The following is a 16357-nucleotide window of genomic DNA, read 5'->3' as shown; positions in this document are numbered from 1 at the left end:
AGCGCCATGAAGCTGAGCCAGCGCGGCTCGTCACAATGGCTGTCATTGATGTGATTACGCAATGCGAGGAGATGTCATGAAGCTGAGTCGACGCGACTTTATGAAGGCCAACGCGGTGGCAGCTGCCGCAGCCGTGGCCGGTGTCAGTGCCCCCACCCTGGCGGCGAACCTGATCACCAGTACCGACAAGACCGCCATCAAGTGGGATAAAGCCCCGTGCCGCTTCTGCGGTACCGGCTGTTCCGTGCTGGTGGGTTCCCAGGATGGACGTGTCGTGGCGACCCAGGGTGACCCGGATGCGCCGGTCAACCGTGGCCTCAACTGTATCAAGGGCTACTTTCTCTCCAAAATCATGTATGGCGAGGATCGTCTGACCCAGCCCATGCTGCGCATGACCAATGGCAAGTTCGACAAGAATGGTGACTTTGCCCCCGTCAGCTGGGATCAGGCATTCGACATCATGGCCGAGAAGTTCAAGGCGACCCTGAAAGAGAAGGGCCCCACCGCCGTCGGCATGTTCGGATCCGGTCAGTGGACTGTGTGGGAAGGCTACGCCGCCGCCAAGTTGATGAAGGCGGGTTTTCGTACCAACAACCTGGATCCCAATGCTCGTCACTGCATGGCTTCCGCCGTGGTTGGCTTCATGCGTACCTTCGGCATGGATGAGCCCATGGGTTGCTATGACGACATCGAGCAGGCCGATGCCTTCGTGTTGTGGGGATCCAACATGGCCGAGATGCATCCCATCCTCTGGTCACGGATGTCCGACCGTCGCCTCTCCAACCCGGATGTGCAGGTGCATGTGCTCTCCACCTTCGAGCACCGCAGCTTCGAATTGGCAGACAACGGCATGGTGTTCACGCCCCAGACCGACCTAGCGATCCTCAACTACGTCGCCAACTACATCATCCAGAACGACAAGGTGAACTGGGAGTTCGTCAACAAGCACACCCAGTTCCGCAAGGGCACCACCGACATCGGCTATGGCCTGCGTCCGATGCACCCGACCGAAGCCAGGGCCAAAAACCCTGGCAATGGCGACTCCACGCTGATGAGTTTCGATGACTTCGCCAAGTTCGTGGCGGACTACGATCTGGAGTCTGTCTCCAAGCTCAGTGGCGTGTCGAAAGAGAAGCTGGAAAAACTGGCTCAGCTCTATGCCGACCCGAGCAAGAAGGTGGTCTCCTACTGGACCATGGGCTTCAACCAGCACACCCGTGGCGTCTGGGCCAACAACCTCTGCTACAACATCCACCTGCTGACCGGCAAGATCTCCACTCCGGGCAGTGGTCCCTTCTCCCTGACCGGCCAGCCCTCTGCCTGCGGTACCGCGCGGGAGGTCGGCACCTTTGCCCACCGCCTGCCCGCCGACATGGTTGTGACTGATCCCAAGCACCGCGCCATTGCCGAGAAGATCTGGAAACTGCCGGAAGGCACTATCCCTGAGCAGGTGGGGTATCACGCCGTGCTGCAAAACCGCATGCTCAAAGATGGCAAGCTCAATGCCTACTGGGTGATGTGCAACAACAACATGCAGGCCGGCCCCAACATGAACGAAGAAGCGCTGCCCGGTTATCGCAACCCGGCCAACTTCATCGTGGTGTCCGACCCTTACCCGACCGTCACGGCGCAAGCGGCCGATCTTATTCTGCCTACCGCCATGTGGGTGGAGAAAGAGGGTGCCTACGGCAATGCCGAGCGTCGCACCCAGTTCTGGCACCAGCAGGTCAAGCCGCCGGAAGGAGCCAAGTCCGACTTGTGGCAGCTGATGGAGTTCGCCAAGCGCTTCACGGTGGAAGAGGTGTGGCCGGCCGAGCTTATCGCCAAGATGCCGGAAGTGAAGGGCAAGACGCTATTCGACATGCTCTACGCCAACGGTCAGGTCGATCAGTTCCCCAAAGAGCAGAGCAAGGGCGAGTTCAATGACGAGTCCGAGTCCTTCGGTTTTTACGTCCAGAAGGGGTTGTTCGAGGAGTACGCCAGCTTTGGCCGTGGTCATGGTCACGATCTGGCCCCCTTCGATCAGTATCACGAGGCGCGAGGTCTGCGCTGGCCCGTAGTGGATGGCAAGGAGACGCTGTGGCGCTATCGCGAGGGGTTCGACCCCTATGTGAAGGAGGGCGAGGGGGTGCGTTTCTACGGAAAGCCCGATGGTCGCGCCGTTATCTTCGCACTGCCTTACGAGCCGGCCGCCGAGGCGCCGGACAAAGAGTACGACATGTGGCTCTCCACCGGTCGTGTGCTGGAGCACTGGCACACAGGTACCATGACCCGTCGGGTGCCCGAGCTCTATCGCGCCTTCCCGGATGCGGTGCTCTTCATGCACCCGGAAGATGCCAAGGCCCGTGGCGTACGCCGTGGTGAAGAGGTGATCGTCTCTTCTCGCCGTGGCGAGGTGAAGACACGGGTCGAGACCCGTGGTCGCAACCGTCCGCCCAAAGGCCTGGTGTTCATGCCCTTCTTTGACGCAAGCCAGCTGGTCAACAAGTTGACCCTGGATGCGACGGATCCGCTCTCCAAAGAGACGGATTACAAGAAGTGCGCCGTCAAGGTCGTCAAGGCGTAAGGCGGGGGAGCGCGAGATGAGTCGTAGTCGCCGCCAGTTTCTGGCCGACATGGCCAAGGGGGCCTGCGGTGTGGGCCTGCTTGGTGTGGGTCTGGGCGGAATGGCGCGTCAGCAGGCAGCGGCGGTGCCCGCCCTGGCACTGCGTCCGCCGGCAGCCCTCGACGAGGCCGAGTTCCTCAGTGCCTGTGTGCGCTGCGGGCTCTGCGTCGACGCCTGTCCCTACGACACCCTCAAGCTTGCCCGGCTGTTTGAACCCGTCACCACGGGCACCCCTTATTTCCAGGCGCGCGCCGTGCCATGCGAGATGTGTGACGACATCCCCTGCGTGGTGGCCTGTCCAAGCGGAGCCCTGGATCAGGGGATGACCGACATCGATCAGGCACGAATGGGGGTAGCTGTGCTCATCGATCACGAGACCTGCCTCAACTATCTGGGTCTGCGCTGCGATGTTTGCTACCGGGTCTGTCCCTTGATTGACAAGGCCATCTCGCTCGAACTGGTGCGCAACCCGCGCACCGGCAAACACGCCATGTTTTTGCCGACGGTGCACAGCGACATCTGCACCGGTTGTGGCAAGTGCGAGCATGCCTGTGTGCTGGAGGAGTCCGCCATCAAGGTGGTGCCGCGCCAGCTCGCCAAAGGGGAGCTTGGCCATCACTACCGGCTCGGCTGGGAAGAAAAGCGCAAAGCGGGCAAGTCACTCATCGGTGAGCGGCTCACACTGCCGACCCGTAAACCGGAGGAGTTATGAGTCGTTATCCGGGAGCCGAGGCCAGCGCCAGGCTCGGCTGGTGGCGCGCCCACCGCTTCTTGCTGCTGCGTCGTCTGACCCAGTTCAGCGTGCTGGGGCTCTTCCTGCTGGGGCCGCTGGCGGGTGTCTGGATCCTCAAGGGCAATCTCTCCAGCTCGTTGTTGCTGGAAACGGTGCCGCTGAGCGATCCCTTGACCCTGCTGCAGTCGGTAGCGGCGGGTCATTGGCCCATCACCACCCTCTGGATCGGGGCTGTCATTGTGCTCTTGGGGTACTGGCTGGTCGGGGGGCGGGTGTTCTGCTCCTGGGTCTGTCCGGTCAATCTCGTCACGGATGCCGCCGCCTGGGTCAGGGCCAGACTTGGCCTCAAGGGCAATGGCCAGTTCAGTCGCAATACGCGCTACTGGTTGCTGGCCATGGTGCTGGTGGCCCCGGCCATTGCGGGCGTGCTGGTGTGGGAGCTGGTCAATCCGGTGTCCTTGGCCATGCGCGGTCTGCTGTTTGGGATGGGGGCTGGCTGGGCACTGTTGGCGATGATCTTCCTGTTCGACTTGTTCGTGGTGGAGCGGGGCTGGTGTGGTCATCTCTGTCCTGTGGGGGCCTTCTACGCCCTGATCAACCGGGTCGGGTTTATCAAAATTTCTGCCAAGGGACGCGAGCGGTGCAGCAACTGCATGGATTGTTATGCGGTCTGTCCGGAGCGCCCCATTCTGCGCGGCCCCGTTCACGGTGCCAAGCGTGGTCACGGGCCCCTGATTGCGGCTCAAGAGTGTACCAACTGCGGCCGTTGCATTGATGTCTGCGCGGAGCAAGTTTTTGAAATCACTGTAGGTTTTGCCGTCAAGGCAGAGAAAATGTCGGAGAACACATAATGAAAAAGCTGATTGGAGCAATGCTGGCCTGCCTGATGGCGGGTTCCTTGATGGCCGCCATCCCCGAGATCACCAATAGCACAGGGGGGATCAAATCCGAGCGGGGGAGCACGGATCTCACCACGGAGGCTGAAGCCGCCCCTTTGAAGAACTTTCGCAAGGACGGGGATCTCTACGATCGCCAGTACATGCATCAGCCGCCGCTGATCCCCCACGATGTTCGCAACTATGAAGTGGACACCAAGGTCAACAAGTGTCTGGCCTGTCACAGCTTCAAGAATGCCAGCAAGATGAAGGCACCCAAGATCAGTCCCACTCACTTTGAGACCCGTGACGGCATGACCCTGGGTGAAGTGTCGCCGCGTCGCTACTTCTGCCTGCAGTGCCACGTACCGCAAGCGGATGCCAAGCCGCTGGTGGAAAATACCTTTAAACCGGTTGAAGCACTGAACTGAGGAGTTCGCAGATGACATTATTCGGCGTTGTTCAGCGAGTCTGGAACACCTTTAACACTCCAGTGAACGAAGCACTGAACTGAGGAACCCATAGATGAAATTACCCGGCTTTATCCAGCGTCTGTGGACCACGTTCAAGTCACCGTCAAAGGCGGCACTCTGGGTGCTGCTGCTGATGGGCTTTTTCGGTGGCGTCATCTTCTGGGGCGGCTTCAACACCGCCATGGAAGCTTCCAATACCGAGAAGTTCTGTGTCGGTTGCCACGAGATGAAAGACAACGTGTTCGTGGAGTACCGCGACACCATTCACTATGCCAACCGTTCCGGTGTGCGGGCCAGTTGCCCGGATTGCCACGTGCCTCACGAGTGGACCTACAAGATCATTCGCAAGGTACAGGCCTCGAAAGAGCTGTGGGGCATGTTGACTGGCAAGGTGGATACCCGCGAGAAGTTCGAGTCGCACCGGCGCGAAATGGCCGAGCGGGAGTGGCAACGCATGAAGGATACAGACTCGAGGGAGTGCCGCAATTGCCATAACTTCGAGTACATGGACTTCTCTTTGCAAGGCAAGCGGGGTGCCCAGATGCATTCCACCAGTCTGGCCAGTGGCGAGAACACCTGCATCGACTGTCACAAGGGCATAGCTCACCAATTGCCTGACATGACGGGGGTAAAGGGCTTTTAAGCCATCTTGAACAGACCGGGGTTGGCCGGTCTGTTCATATTCCCGCCAGCCAGCTTGAAACGGTATTTGTGCCTCCTTTAAATCCCCCCTCTTGCGCGAGTTTTGGTAGAATCGGGCCGCCGTGAGTCGCAGGGAGTGAGCCGGTGGTCAAGGTTGTGCCCGAGCAGGCACTGGCCATCCCGAGAGCAGGTACCGCAAGCCGGGATCCTGACCACTCTCTTCTTCTCTTTTCTCACGGTCTTTTGCTATCAGGAGCTGCCCATGGGACAGAAAAACAGCGCATTCATTCCTCTCAAGATCGCCGTGTTGACGGTCTCCGACAGTCGTACCAGTGCCAATGACAGTTCGGGCGATTATCTGGTGTCTGCCGTGACAGAAGCAGGTCACCAGCTGGCCGATCGTGCCCTGCTCGCCGACAACCTTTATCAGGTTCGTTCCCGGGTCAGCCAGTGGATTGCCGATGAAACCATACAGGTGGTGCTGATCAATGGCGGCACGGGTTTTACCGATCAGAACTGGGTGCCGGAGGCGGTCGGCGTACTGTTCGATCGCACCGTCAAGGGCTTTGGCGAGTTGTTCCGCCAGCTCTCGTTTGCCGAAATCGAAGGGTCGGCCATGCAGAGCCGTGCCCTGGCCGGGCTCGCCAACCGTACTCTGGTCTGCTGCCTGCCCGGTTCTCCCGGTGCTTGCCAGCTCGGCTGGGAGCAGCTTATCCGGGATCAGCTCGATGCCCGTACCCAGCCCTGCAACTTCGTGGCCCATCTCTGAGTCGCGAGTCATTGATCCCAACACTATGTCAGCCTTAAAGGGGAGCGTGATGAACCTGACCCATCTCAACCAAAGCGGCGAAGCCCACATGGTGGACGTGACCGACAAGCAGGTCACCGAGCGTGAGGCCCGCGCCGAGGCCTTCGTCGCCATGGCATCTGACACCCTGGCCCTGATCCTGAGCGGTCAGCACCACAAGGGTGACGTGTTCGCTACCGCCCGCATCGCCGGCATCATGGCGGCCAAGAAGACCTCGGATCTTATCCCGCTCTGCCATCCGCTGGCATTGACCAGGGTCGAGGTGGAGATAGTGCCGTTACCTGAGCAAAACAGGGTTCATATCCGCACCCTCTGCAAACTCTCCGGCAAGACAGGGGTGGAGATGGAGGCACTGACGGCCGCATCGGTTGCAGCGCTGACCATCTATGACATGTGCAAGGCAGTGCAAAAGGACATGGTGATCGAACAGGTTCGACTGGTGGAGAAAAAGGGCGGCAAGTCCGGCCACTTTCAGTTGGGATCGAATGCAGGAGATAACGCATGATCAAGGTGCTGTTTTTTGCGCAAGTAAGAGAGCTGGTGGCCTGTGATGAGCTGAGCCTGCCCTGTGACTACGCCACCGCTGAAGCGCTGCGCAGCAGCTTAAGCAAGCGCGGCGACAAGTGGGCACTGGCGCTGGAGGCTGGCAAATTGCTGGTCGCGGTCAACCAGACCCTGGTGCCCCTCGATACCCCCATCAATGATGGCGATGAAGTGGCCTTCTTCCCCCCAGTGACCGGAGGCTAAGGATGAGCGAGATAATGACCGTGGATCGCACCACTGAGCTGTGCGGTGGCGACGAAGTGGCCTTCTTCCCTCTCCCTTCAGTAACGACCGGAGGCTGAGCCATGTCTCAAGCAACCACGACACCCATAGATCGCATTCTGGTGCAGCGAGAGGACTTCTCGCTGGCAGACGAATATGCCCGCCTCGCCACCCGCGCCGACAGTGGCGCCATCGTCACCTTCGTTGGCAAGGTGCGCGACTTCAATCAGGGGGAGGAGGTGAAGGGGCTGGCCCTCGAGCACTACCCCGGCATGACAGAGAAGGCGCTGGCCGATATCGTGCAGGAGGCCCGCGAGCGCTGGCCGTTGCAGGAGTGCACCCTGATCCACCGCATCGGCGAGCTGTGGCTTGGCGATCAGATAGTGCTGGTGGCGGTGAGCAGCGCCCACCGTGATGCCGCCTTTGATGCCTGCCACTTCATCATGGATTTCTTGAAAACTCGGGCGCCGTTCTGGAAAAAAGAGCTGACCGCCGAGGGTGTACAACGCTGGGTCGAGGCCAAGGAGAGTGACAACGCCGCCGCCGCCCGCTGGCAAGCCTGACCTGTTCATCACGAGGGGCTCAGGTTCAACGGGAACCACGGCCCCGCTTAGGGGCGCGGATGTTCGGGCCCCCATCAGGAGAAAGGGAATGAAACCGCTGTTATCTATTGTCATCGCAGGGGTCTGCGCCGCCACCTTGCATACCGGTGCCGTGCAGGCGGATGAAGTGAAGGTGGCCGTGGCTGCCAACTTCAAGGGCACCATAGAGCGTATCGGCAAGGCGTTCACGGCCAAGACAGGCCACACTCTGGCCATCTCGTCTGCCGCCACCGGGGTGCTCTACACCCAGATCAGTCACGGCGCGCCGTTCGATCTCTTCCTCTCCGCCGATGTGGCGACTCCCGAGAAGCTGGAAAAAGAGGGCAAGGGGAGCGATCGCTTCACCTACGCCATCGGTCAGCTGGGACTGTGGAAGAAGGGGGGCCCGGCTCCTGACGAGGCGACCCTGCGCAGCTGGAAAGGCAACCTTGCCATCGCCAATGCCCGCACCGCACCCTATGGTGCTGCCGCCATGGCGACCCTCACCCATCTCAAGATCGATCCCAAGCAGTACCGGCTGCTGACCGGCGCCAACATCGGCCAGACCTGGCAGTTTGTCGACACCGGCAATGCCGAGCTGGGCTTCGTCGCCTGGGCCAATCTGGTGGAAGCTGGCAAGACCGGCGAAGCCTGGGCTGTGCCTGCCAACTTCTATCCCGCCATCGAGCAGCAGGGGCTGGTATTGAAGAAAGGGGCTGCGGTGGAGGCGCTGGTTGCCTGGCTCAAGGGGCCGGGCCAGCACATCATCAAGGAAGCGGGCTATGCCCTGCCTTGATAAGGGCATGGGATTGGCACGATACCCTGAGTGGTCGGCCTTCGGGTCGGCCACTCTTTGCAATGAGGCATGGACACCATGCCGTTGGCTGCATTCAACCGGGAGCCGGACGATGAGTAGAGATCTGTTGGCGATGGCTTGCCTGACTCAAGATCAGGTCTACTGGGAGCTCAGCTCATTTGCAGTGTCTGGTGCTGAACCAGGCGTTGGGAGTGAGCCCGATGAGTGAAGGGGATCTGCTGGCGATCTGGCTCACCCTCAAGCTGGCCGCCTGTACCACTGGCATATTATTGCTGCTGTCGCCGCCGCTGGCCTGGTGGTTGTCCCATAGCCAGCACAGATTGCGGCCGCTGGTGGAGGCCTTGGTGGCCTTGCCGCTGGTGCTGCCCCCCACCGTGCTAGGTTTTTATCTGCTGCTTGCCTTTTCCCCTGAATATGGCTTTGGTGCCTGGTGGCGTGACACCTTCGGCGCTCCGCTCGCCTTCAGTTTTCTTGGCCTGCTGTTCGCCTCCATCCTCTATTCGCTGCCGTTCGTAGTGCAGCCGCTCACCTCCGCCTTCGTCAACATGGGCAACAAAGAGCTGGAAGCCGCCGCCACCCTGGGGCTGGGGCCGGTCGAGCGCTTCTTCCACATTATTTTGCCGATGACCCTGCCCAGCTTCGTGATGGCGGCGGCCCTCGGCTTTGCCCACACCCTGGGGGAGTTTGGCGTGGTGCTGATGATTGGCGGCAATATCCCTGGGGAGACGCAAGTGCTCTCCATCGCCCTGTTTGATCATGTGGAGGCGATGGATTACCAGAACGCCCATATTCTGGCGGGGGGCCTGATGGGCTTCTCGCTGGTGATGCTGGTGCTGGTCTATGGCGTATTGCAGCGCCGGCAGCGGAGATTGTTCGGATGAGCCAGCCAGCCAATATGTCGCAGGGCAACGCACTGCACCGCCATCCCTTGCAACTTGAGGCTCGGCGCGAGTTTGGCCTCTTTACCCTCGATTGCACACTGACCCTGGAGCTGGGGGGCATTCTCGGTCTGTTTGGCCCCTCCGGCTGCGGCAAGAGCACACTGCTGCGCATCATCGCTGGGCTCGATCGCCAAACAGGGGATCGCTTGCTGTGGCGCGATCGGGAGTGCGCTGAACTGCTGCCCGAAGCACGCCGTATCGGACTGGTGTTTCAGGATTCGCGCCTCTTCCCCCATCTGACGGTGCTCGGCAATCTGCAACTGGCGGCCCGCAAGGGGCGAGGGCGCTGGCAGCCCGAGTCGCTGGCGGCGCGGCTCGGCTTTGCCGATCTGCTGGCGCAGCCTGCTCATGCGCTTTCTGGTGGTCAACGCCAGCGGGTAGCATTGGGGCGGGCGCTGCTGGCTGAGCCCGATTTGCTGCTGCTCGATGAGCCCTTCTCGGCGCTGGACAGCCGCAGCCGCATCCATCAGGCCCACGTGCTCAAGGGGTTGCAGCGCGAAAGCGGCATCCCCATGATCTTCGTCAGCCACGCCATGGAGGAGGTGAGTCTGCTCTGCGATCAGCTGGTGCTGCTGGAAGGTGGCAGGGTGGAAGCGCAAGGCCGGCCGAGCGAGATCTTTGCCCGCACGGATCTGTCGCTCGCCAGTCGCGACGATGCCGGTGTGATGCTGGATGCCACCCTTGCCCACTACGATGACGACGAGCAGATGGCGACCCTGCAGCTCGGCGAGCAGACATTGCGGGTCACCATGAACAGGATGCCGGACGAGAGTGGCCCCTTGCAGATCAAGGTGGCGGGGCGGGATGTGGTGATCGCCACGGCGCCTATCGAGCACTCCAGTCTCTCCAACTGCCTCACCACCCGTTTGATGGCGGTGCGCGAGGTGCGCCCCGGGCAGACCCTGTTGCAGTTGGCGCTGGGTGAGCAGATACTGCTGGCCCGGATCACCAGTCGCTCCGCCACCCGTCTGGCGCTGGCGCCGGAGCAGCAGATATACGCCTATATCAAGGCGGTCAGTCTGGTCAGTGAAGGTTGAATGGGTGGTGATCTGATACATTGTGGTGCGGCATACCCGGCTAGCGCAGAGGATATGCCCGCAAGCTGGCTGGTGACTATCGGGATAAACAGGGCATGGTTCAGGCAATGAGTCGAGAGGCGATGAACTGATGCGTCGCAATCAGGTAATGAAATCCAACGGTCTTGCCCTGCGCAGTGCGGGGGAGGGTCCCTTGCTGTTGCTGTTGCACGGGCTTGGCTCTTCCAGCCTCGACTGGCAGGCGCAGATAGAGCGTTTTTCCGAACACTACCGGGTGGTGGCGCTGGACTTGCGCGGCCACGGCCAGAGCATGCAGGAGGGGCCGTTCGATGTGGCGACCCTGGCGGCCGACGTGGTGAACTGGCTTGATGAACAGCCTGAGCCCGCTTGGGTGGTGGGATTGTCGCTGGGGGCCATGGTGGCGCTGGAGCTGGCCTTGCAACTGCCGCACAAGGTGCGAGGGCTGGTGCTGGTCAACGGCTTTAGCGAGTTTTTGCTGGAGACCCCCAAGGAGCAGGAACGCTACGCCCAGCGCCTCAAGTGGCTGCGCTGGTTCGGCATGCGCCCGCTTGCCTGGTGGCTGGGTCGCGAGCTCTTCCCGGGGCCCGACCTCGCCCAGGTGCGCCACACCTTTCGGCTGCGCTTCGTGCGCAGCAACAAAAAGAAGACCTATCGGGCGCTGCTCGATGCGCTGCCCGGCTGGTCGGTACGCGCACGGCTTGGCAGCATCTGGCAGCCGGTGGCCATCATCTCCACCAGTCACGACTACCTGCCGCTTGCCAAACGGGTGGAGCAGTTCGCCGCCCTGCCCAACGCCAGTATTCATACCCCCAATGGCCACCATGCCTGGCCGGCAGAAGATCCCTCAGGGTTCAATCACCTGCTTCAGCGGATCCTCTCGACCCATTGAACAGATCCTGCCAGATAGCAAAAAGCCGAACCTGCAGGTTCGGCTTTTTTGTGGGTATCAACCGGGTTCAAGGGTGAGAGCAGACCGGGCAGTCGGGGCGCTTTGGCAGCTTCATCTCGCGGAAGGTGCCAGTGAGACCGTCGATCATCAGGAGGCGGCCGCTGTAACTGCGGCCCATCCCCGCCAGCAGCTTGATGGCCTCCAGCGCTTGCAGGCTGCCGACCAGTCCGACCATGGGGGCGAGCACCCCCGCTTCGACGCAGGTCAGCGCTTGCTCGCCAAACAGGGCGCTGAGGCAGGCGTAACAGGGTTCACTCTCCTGCCAGGTAAAGCTGCACAACTGCCCTTCGAGCCGGATGGCGGCACCACTGACCAACGGTACCCCGTGTTTGCGCGCGTATTGGTTGAGCAGATTGCGGATGGCCAGGTTGTCGGTGCAATCCAATACCAGCTGGTGCCGGGGCAACAGAGCATCGAGCAGTGCTTCGTCGGCAACCGCGGCGTGAGTCTCCACTTTGAGCCAGGGAGTGAGAGCGCGCAGCGCCTCGGCCGCAGAATCCACCTTGAGCTGGCCAATGCGCGCATCCGTGTGCAGTACCTGGCGTTGCAGGTTGGAGAGTTCCACCTTGTCAAAATCCACCAGCGTGAGCTGGCCGACCCCGGCCACCGCCAGATACTGGCTGGCGGCGCAGCCCAGGCCCCCCGCGCCAATGACCAGCACGCTGGCCTGTTTGAGCGCCTCCTGCCCCTCGAAATCGAAGGATTTGAGCACTATCTGGCGGTTGTAGCGCAAGAGTTCTGCGTCCGAGAGAATGTCGCTCACAGCAGCAAGCTCCCGAACGGCTCGACGGTGACGGTTTCCCCTGCCGCCACCTTGCCCCGCTCACGCTCCAGCACTATGTAGCAGTTGGCGTGGGACAATGAACTGAACACGGCGGAATCCTGGGAGCCTGTGCTGCGCACTTCCAGGCCGTTTGGCCCCTGGCTCAGGATGCCGCGCTGAAAATCGAGCCGCCCCGGGGCTTTTTTGAGGGGCTCGGCAGCGACGGCCAGCAGTTGCAGCGGACGCTCGAATTGCTGGCCGGCCAGCTTGGCCAAAGCCGGTTGCACCAGCTGATCGAAGGTAACCATGGCAGAGACAGGATTGCCTGGCAGGCCAAAGAACCAGGCGCGGGGCAGGCGGCCGAAGGCGAATGGTTTGCCCGGTTTGATGGCCAGTTTCCAGAAGCCGATCTCGCCGAGCTCCTCCAGCAGCTGCTTGGTGAAGTCTGCTTCACCGACCGACACGCCACCCGTGGTAATGAGGGCATCGGCCTCGCTGTCGGCCCGCAGGAAGGCGGCGCGAAGGGCGACAGGGTCGTCCGGTATGATGCCAAGGTCGAGGCACTCACAGCCAAGGCGCGCCAGCATGGCCTTGACCCCGTAGCGGTTGGAGTCATAGATGTCGCCGTGGGCGAGCGGGGTACCGACCGGCTTGAGCTCGTCCCCCGTGCTGAAGATGGCGACTTTTAGCGGGCGGCGCACCGGCACTGTGGCGATGCCCAAGGAGGCCAGCAGTGGCAGCTCTCGCGGGGTGAGGCGGCAACCCGCACTCAGTACGCTGGCCCCCTCGTGAATGTCTTCCCCGCGGCGGCGGATATTCTGGCCCAGGGTGGGCGGCACCAGAAAGGTGATCTGGTTGCCGTCGGCCTGCGTTTCTTCCTGCATCACCACAGCGTCTGTGCCCACAGGTATCGGAGCACCGGTCATGATCCGCACACAGTGACCGGCGGGCCACTCCCCCTGATAGGGCTGACCGGCAAACGCCTTGCCTGCCATGGTGAGCGGAGTGCCGGAAGCCAGATCCGCCAGCCGCACTGCGTAACCGTCCATGGCCGCGTTGTCGAAGGGAGGCACTGACAGAGGGGAGGCGATATCGCCAGCGATCACGCGGCCAAGGGCGTGGGGCAGGGGCACTTGCTCTGTGTCGCAGCAGCAGGCGAGTTGGTCCAGCATCCCTTGCAGGGCATCGCTCAGGGGGAGTAGTCCGCTGGTATCAAATCCCATCGTCATTACCTCTTTGGTGTGGTTGAGGGCAGATTATCCCAAAAATCAGTGTGGATGGGCAGGCTTATCAAGGGCTGGCACCAGGTTGCCTGACACAGGGTGGTGGTGGAATGGCGGCGGAATAGAGGTCGTTTGTCGCAACCCTCCCCGTATGGGGTGGGTCATCAAGGGGTAAAACCCGACGGATTGGCATAAAGTCAGGAGACGGACTTGAGTTAGCTTGAATTATGGCAATAATCGCCGTTTACTATTGCGCCACAACAAAGTGCCGCCACAGACAAGGTGGCCATTACAGTCCCTGAGCGTGGGAGAGGAACAAGATGACGAGCTTAAGCCAGGAAGCCCTGTTGGTCAGGGCAGCCCTCGAGGCCGAGGGCCTCGAGACACCTCTGGTGGCCAATGCGTTGAATGGTCAGCAGAAGAAGGAGAAGATCGAAGGCCACATGCGCGCCATCATGGAGACGCTGGGGCTGGATCTGACCGATGACAGTCTGGCGGAGACGCCGCACCGCATCGCCAAGATGTACGTGAACGAGATCTTCTCAGGCCTCGATTACACCACCTTCCCCAAGGTGACTGTGATCGAGAACAAGATGAAGGTGGACGAGATGATCATGGTGCGGGATATCAGCCTCACCAGCACCTGCGAACACCACTTCGTCACTATCGACGGGCTGGCCCATGTGGCCTATATCCCCCGTGGCAAGGTGATCGGGTTGTCGAAGATCAACCGCATAGTGCAGTTCTTCGCCCGCCGTCCCCAGGTGCAGGAGCGCCTCACCCAGCAGATCCTGCTGGCGTTGCAAACCCTGCTTGGCACCAAGGATGTGGCCATCAGCATCAAGGCAACCCACTTCTGCGTGAAGGCTCGGGGCGTGATGGATTCCACCTCCTACACCACCACCACCTCCCTTGGTGGTGTGTTCAAGACCCAACCCGATACCCGCGCCGAGTTTCTGGGCGGTTTGAAGGGCTGATCTGTCAGGAGGCATGGCGCCATGGTGGCATGCCTCCTTTCTCCCTTCTTCTCTCCCTCTTCAGTTCATGGGGCCCGTCGGCCATCTCTCCTGTTTCATCCACAAATTCCCTTAAGGGATTGACCGGTGCGGTCGATATACCTCGGTATGGTTCACTTTGGCTCTCTTTTGGGCCCATGCTGAGCCACAAGGGGCGGGCATCCGTGGTTATGTTGGCCGCCGCCATGCCTCCCAGCAGGCCTGAACGGGCTTGTCAGGCAGGCACCCCGCACCTTTGCAAGGTTCTCGCCTCGTTCATGTAAGGATACATATTCATCAGGGCTGGATGAGCCGCCATGGATGGCAGTCACAGATCCGTGCCGACAGGCGCGGATCAAACGGGCGCTATCTGTTCACTCATATCCAGGACATGCCATGAATACCAGTACCATGACTATAGGCAAGAAGCTCACCGCCGGCTTTGCCGTGCTCGGCCTGATGGTGGCCTTTATCGGCGGCTTCTCGCTGCTCGAGTTCAGCAACATGAACCGGGCCGCCATCGGTTTCACCGACAGCATTTTGCCCGCCGTCAACCGCACCAGTGCCATCGGCGAGAGCATCAGCGAGCTGCGCCGCTATGAGCTGGGATTCTTCCTGGTGGCTTCGGATCCGCAGAAAAAAGCGGAGTATCGCAGCGAAACCAGCCGTAGGTTTGAACAGGTCGCCCAGCAACTGGTCGAGCATGACGCCACCATCTGGGCGGAAGATGTGGAAGAGCGCCGCACTTTCGATACCGTCAAGGCTGACTGGGCCCGCTACGCGGCGCTGCACCAGAGGGTGAAGCAGTTGCAGGATAGCGATCAGCTGGCCTCTGCCCAGCAGGTCTTCATGAGCGAGGGGATCCCGCTCTACCTCAACTTGACCAAGTCGGTCAGTGACCTCATTCGCATCAACCATGGCTATGCCAAGGCGTCGCGCAAGGTGGTGGTAGCCGCTTATGACTCCGCCAAGTTGAGCGTCACAGTGTCGCTGCTGGTCGGTCTGGTGCTGGTGGTCGGCCTCTCGGTGGTGCTGACCCGTCAGATCCGGGACCCGCTCATCATGCTGGCCCGTCAAGCTCAGCGCATTGCCAACGGCGATCTGGGCAAGGGAGAGTTGCAGGAGTGGATCCAGGACAACCGCTTCAACCGCGACGAGCTGGGTCAACTGGGCTCGGCGCTCAACCGGATGCAAAACGCGCTGGCCAATCTGGTGAGCGAAATCGCCGGCTCCGTGAGCCAGCTCAGCAGCGCTGTGGAGGAGGTGAGTGCCATCTCCGAGCAGTCTGCTACCGGCATGGCTCGCCAGCAGAGCGAGGTTTCCCAGGTGGCTACCGCCATGAACGAGATGCAGTCCACGGTCAACGAAGTGGCCCGCAATACCACGGATGCCATGAGTGCGGCCAAGGATGCTTCCCATACCTCGGCCCAGGGCAACCAGGTGGTGCGCAGCGCCATCAGCAGCATCGAGGATGTGTCGGTCAAGATTGAACAGGCGGGAGTCGTGGTACAGCAGCTGGAGACAGACAGCGCCAACATCAGCATGGTGCTGGACGTTATTCGTGACATCGCTGGCCAGACCAACCTGCTGGCGCTCAACGCCGCCATCGAGGCCGCCCGCGCGGGTGAGCAGGGTCGTGGTTTTGCGGTGGTGGCGGACGAAGTACGCTCCCTGGCGCAGCGTACCCAGGACTCCACAGCCGAGATCAGCAAGATGATAGAGCTGCTGCAGAGCCGCGCCGCCGAGGCGGGCAGCGCCATGCAGCTGAGCCGTCAGCAGATGCAGGCGAGCGTCGGGTTGGCGCGGGATGCGGGCAGCAGCATAGATACCATCAATGGGGCCGTCACCCAGATCACCGACATGAACACCCTGATCGCTACTGCCACCGAGGAGCAGAATGCGGTGACCGAGGAGCTCAACCGCAGCATAGTCAACATCCACAATGCCGCCGACGAGAACGCCCAGGGGGCGCAGCAGACTGCCCAGGCCTGCGTCGAACTGAGCAAGCTGGCCACCTCGCTGCATCATATGACCCAGCGCTTCACCCTCTAGGGGCTAACCCGTCACTTAACGGGTGACCGCTGTTATAAAACAAGGCCCCGCCAAATTGGCGGGGTCTTGTTGTTTCT

17 protein-coding genes are annotated in these 16357 nt (G+C 61.2%); 15 read left to right on the top strand and 2 right to left on the bottom strand.

Annotated features, from left to right (window positions below):
- The first annotated feature begins 76 nt into the window (after nt 1-76).
- The 13 genes from napA (at nt 77) to GWQ31_RS02645 (ending at nt 11187) form a co-directional block, all read left to right on the top strand.
- Nucleotides 77-2566 carry a nitrate reductase catalytic subunit NapA gene (napA, locus tag GWQ31_RS02705; RefSeq protein ID WP_275908579.1) on the top strand — a complete coding sequence of 830 codons (2490 nt, stop codon included), beginning with the start codon at nt 77-79 and terminating at the stop codon, nt 2564-2566.
- Nucleotides 2567-2582: 16 nt separating this feature from the next.
- Nucleotides 2583-3317 carry a ferredoxin-type protein NapG gene (gene napG / locus GWQ31_RS02700; protein ID WP_275908578.1) on the top strand — a complete coding sequence of 245 codons (735 nt, stop codon included), beginning with the start codon at nt 2583-2585 and terminating at the stop codon, nt 3315-3317.
- Nucleotides 3314-4189 carry a quinol dehydrogenase ferredoxin subunit NapH gene (gene napH, locus GWQ31_RS02695; protein WP_265461266.1) on the top strand — a complete coding sequence of 292 codons (876 nt, stop codon included), beginning with the start codon at nt 3314-3316 and terminating at the stop codon, nt 4187-4189. Before napG ends, napH begins: the two co-directional genes overlap by 4 nt.
- On the top strand, nt 4189-4644 hold the full coding sequence (locus GWQ31_RS02690) for a nitrate reductase cytochrome c-type subunit (RefSeq protein WP_005309884.1): 456 nt from the start codon (nt 4189-4191) through the stop codon (nt 4642-4644). Before napH ends, GWQ31_RS02690 begins: the two co-directional genes overlap by 1 nt.
- Before the next feature lie 94 nt (nt 4645-4738).
- A complete protein-coding gene (locus tag GWQ31_RS02685; protein WP_005309887.1) occupies nt 4739-5329 on the top strand; it encodes a cytochrome c3 family protein in 591 nt (196 codons plus the stop codon).
- Nucleotides 5330-5590: 261 nt separating this feature from the next.
- Nucleotides 5591-6097: a molybdenum cofactor biosynthesis protein B gene (moaB, locus tag GWQ31_RS02680; protein ID WP_159165998.1), complete on the top strand. Its 507-nt coding sequence runs from the start codon at nt 5591-5593 to the stop codon at nt 6095-6097.
- A gap of 49 nt (nt 6098-6146) precedes the next feature.
- A complete protein-coding gene (gene moaC / locus GWQ31_RS02675; protein ID WP_059113847.1) occupies nt 6147-6641 on the top strand; it encodes a cyclic pyranopterin monophosphate synthase MoaC in 495 nt (164 codons plus the stop codon).
- On the top strand, nt 6638-6883 hold the full coding sequence (gene moaD, locus GWQ31_RS02670; RefSeq protein ID WP_265421616.1) for a molybdopterin synthase sulfur carrier subunit: 246 nt from the start codon (nt 6638-6640) through the stop codon (nt 6881-6883). Before moaC ends, moaD begins: the two co-directional genes overlap by 4 nt.
- A gap of 101 nt (nt 6884-6984) precedes the next feature.
- Entirely contained in the window at nt 6985-7464 is a 480-nt protein-coding gene (moaE, locus tag GWQ31_RS02665; RefSeq protein WP_125607942.1) for a molybdopterin synthase catalytic subunit MoaE, read from the top strand.
- Nucleotides 7465-7552: 88 nt separating this feature from the next.
- Nucleotides 7553-8278: a molybdate ABC transporter substrate-binding protein gene (gene modA / locus GWQ31_RS02660; RefSeq protein ID WP_169046419.1), complete on the top strand. Its 726-nt coding sequence runs from the start codon at nt 7553-7555 to the stop codon at nt 8276-8278.
- A gap of 221 nt (nt 8279-8499) precedes the next feature.
- Nucleotides 8500-9180, top strand: a complete 681-nt coding sequence (modB, locus tag GWQ31_RS02655; RefSeq protein ID WP_275908698.1) for a molybdate ABC transporter permease subunit — start codon at nt 8500-8502, stop codon at nt 9178-9180.
- Nucleotides 9177-10277, top strand: coding sequence for a molybdenum ABC transporter ATP-binding protein (gene modC / locus GWQ31_RS02650; RefSeq protein WP_275908577.1), 1101 nt, complete (start codon nt 9177-9179; stop codon nt 10275-10277). The genes modB and modC overlap by 4 nt, the downstream gene beginning before the upstream one ends.
- Before the next feature lie 130 nt (nt 10278-10407).
- Complete coding sequence (locus tag GWQ31_RS02645; RefSeq protein ID WP_169046417.1) at nt 10408-11187, top strand: alpha/beta fold hydrolase; 780 nt, start codon at nt 10408-10410, stop codon at nt 11185-11187.
- Nucleotides 11188-11254: 67 nt separating this feature from the next.
- Here GWQ31_RS02645 and moeB read toward each other — a convergent pair whose 3' ends face one another.
- Together moeB and moeA are read right to left on the bottom strand one after the other, a co-directional pair.
- Nucleotides 11255-12010, bottom strand: a complete 756-nt coding sequence (moeB, locus tag GWQ31_RS02640; protein ID WP_275908576.1) for a molybdopterin-synthase adenylyltransferase MoeB — start codon at nt 12008-12010, stop codon at nt 11255-11257.
- The gene (gene moeA / locus GWQ31_RS02635; protein ID WP_275908575.1) at nt 12007-13233 is read right to left on the bottom strand and encodes a molybdopterin molybdotransferase MoeA; all 1227 of its coding nucleotides are present in this window, start codon (nt 13231-13233) and stop codon (nt 12007-12009) included. Before moeA ends, moeB begins: the two co-directional genes overlap by 4 nt.
- Nucleotides 13234-13553: 320 nt before the next feature.
- Between moeA and folE the strand changes: the two genes are divergently transcribed.
- The gene (gene folE / locus GWQ31_RS02630; protein ID WP_059113584.1) at nt 13554-14210 is read left to right on the top strand and encodes a GTP cyclohydrolase I FolE; all 657 of its coding nucleotides are present in this window, start codon (nt 13554-13556) and stop codon (nt 14208-14210) included.
- A 414-nt stretch (nt 14211-14624) separates the two neighbouring features.
- Nucleotides 14625-16280, top strand: coding sequence for a methyl-accepting chemotaxis protein (locus GWQ31_RS02625; RefSeq protein WP_275908574.1), 1656 nt, complete (start codon nt 14625-14627; stop codon nt 16278-16280).
- Nucleotides 16281-16357: the final 77 nt, after the last annotated feature.

It is taken from the genome of Aeromonas sp. 2MA4 (genome assembly GCF_029237305.1).
Taxonomy (GTDB): Bacteria; Pseudomonadota; Gammaproteobacteria; order Enterobacterales; family Aeromonadaceae; genus Aeromonas; species Aeromonas salmonicida.
Note: the sequence above shows the minus strand (reverse complement) of the source record. Positions and strands in the feature narration are given on the sequence as shown.

Excerpts from the sequence above, each read along its gene's own strand:
- modB (WP_275908698.1), top strand. The coding sequence starts at position 8,500 with ATGAGTGAAGGGGATCTGCTGGCGATCTGGCTCACCCTCAAGCTGGCC.
- napG (WP_275908578.1), top strand. The coding sequence starts at position 2,583 with ATGAGTCGTAGTCGCCGCCAGTTTCTGGCCGACATGGCCAAGGGGGCC.
- GWQ31_RS02625 (WP_275908574.1), top strand. The coding sequence starts at position 14,625 with ATGAATACCAGTACCATGACTATAGGCAAGAAGCTCACCGCCGGCTTT.
- moaE (WP_125607942.1), top strand. The coding sequence starts at position 6,985 with ATGTCTCAAGCAACCACGACACCCATAGATCGCATTCTGGTGCAGCGA.
- modA (WP_169046419.1), top strand. The coding sequence starts at position 7,553 with ATGAAACCGCTGTTATCTATTGTCATCGCAGGGGTCTGCGCCGCCACC.
- folE (WP_059113584.1), top strand. The coding sequence starts at position 13,554 with ATGACGAGCTTAAGCCAGGAAGCCCTGTTGGTCAGGGCAGCCCTCGAG.
- moaB (WP_159165998.1), top strand. The coding sequence starts at position 5,591 with ATGGGACAGAAAAACAGCGCATTCATTCCTCTCAAGATCGCCGTGTTG.
- napA (WP_275908579.1), top strand. The coding sequence starts at position 77 with ATGAAGCTGAGTCGACGCGACTTTATGAAGGCCAACGCGGTGGCAGCT.
- GWQ31_RS02645 (WP_169046417.1), top strand. The coding sequence starts at position 10,408 with ATGCGTCGCAATCAGGTAATGAAATCCAACGGTCTTGCCCTGCGCAGT.
- GWQ31_RS02685 (WP_005309887.1), top strand. The coding sequence starts at position 4,739 with ATGAAATTACCCGGCTTTATCCAGCGTCTGTGGACCACGTTCAAGTCA.
- moeA (WP_275908575.1), bottom strand. The coding sequence starts at position 13,233 with ATGGGATTTGATACCAGCGGACTACTCCCCCTGAGCGATGCCCTGCAA.
- modC (WP_275908577.1), top strand. The coding sequence starts at position 9,177 with ATGAGCCAGCCAGCCAATATGTCGCAGGGCAACGCACTGCACCGCCAT.
- moaD (WP_265421616.1), top strand. The coding sequence starts at position 6,638 with ATGATCAAGGTGCTGTTTTTTGCGCAAGTAAGAGAGCTGGTGGCCTGT.
- napH (WP_265461266.1), top strand. The coding sequence starts at position 3,314 with ATGAGTCGTTATCCGGGAGCCGAGGCCAGCGCCAGGCTCGGCTGGTGG.
- GWQ31_RS02690 (WP_005309884.1), top strand. The coding sequence starts at position 4,189 with ATGAAAAAGCTGATTGGAGCAATGCTGGCCTGCCTGATGGCGGGTTCC.
- moaC (WP_059113847.1), top strand. The coding sequence starts at position 6,147 with ATGAACCTGACCCATCTCAACCAAAGCGGCGAAGCCCACATGGTGGAC.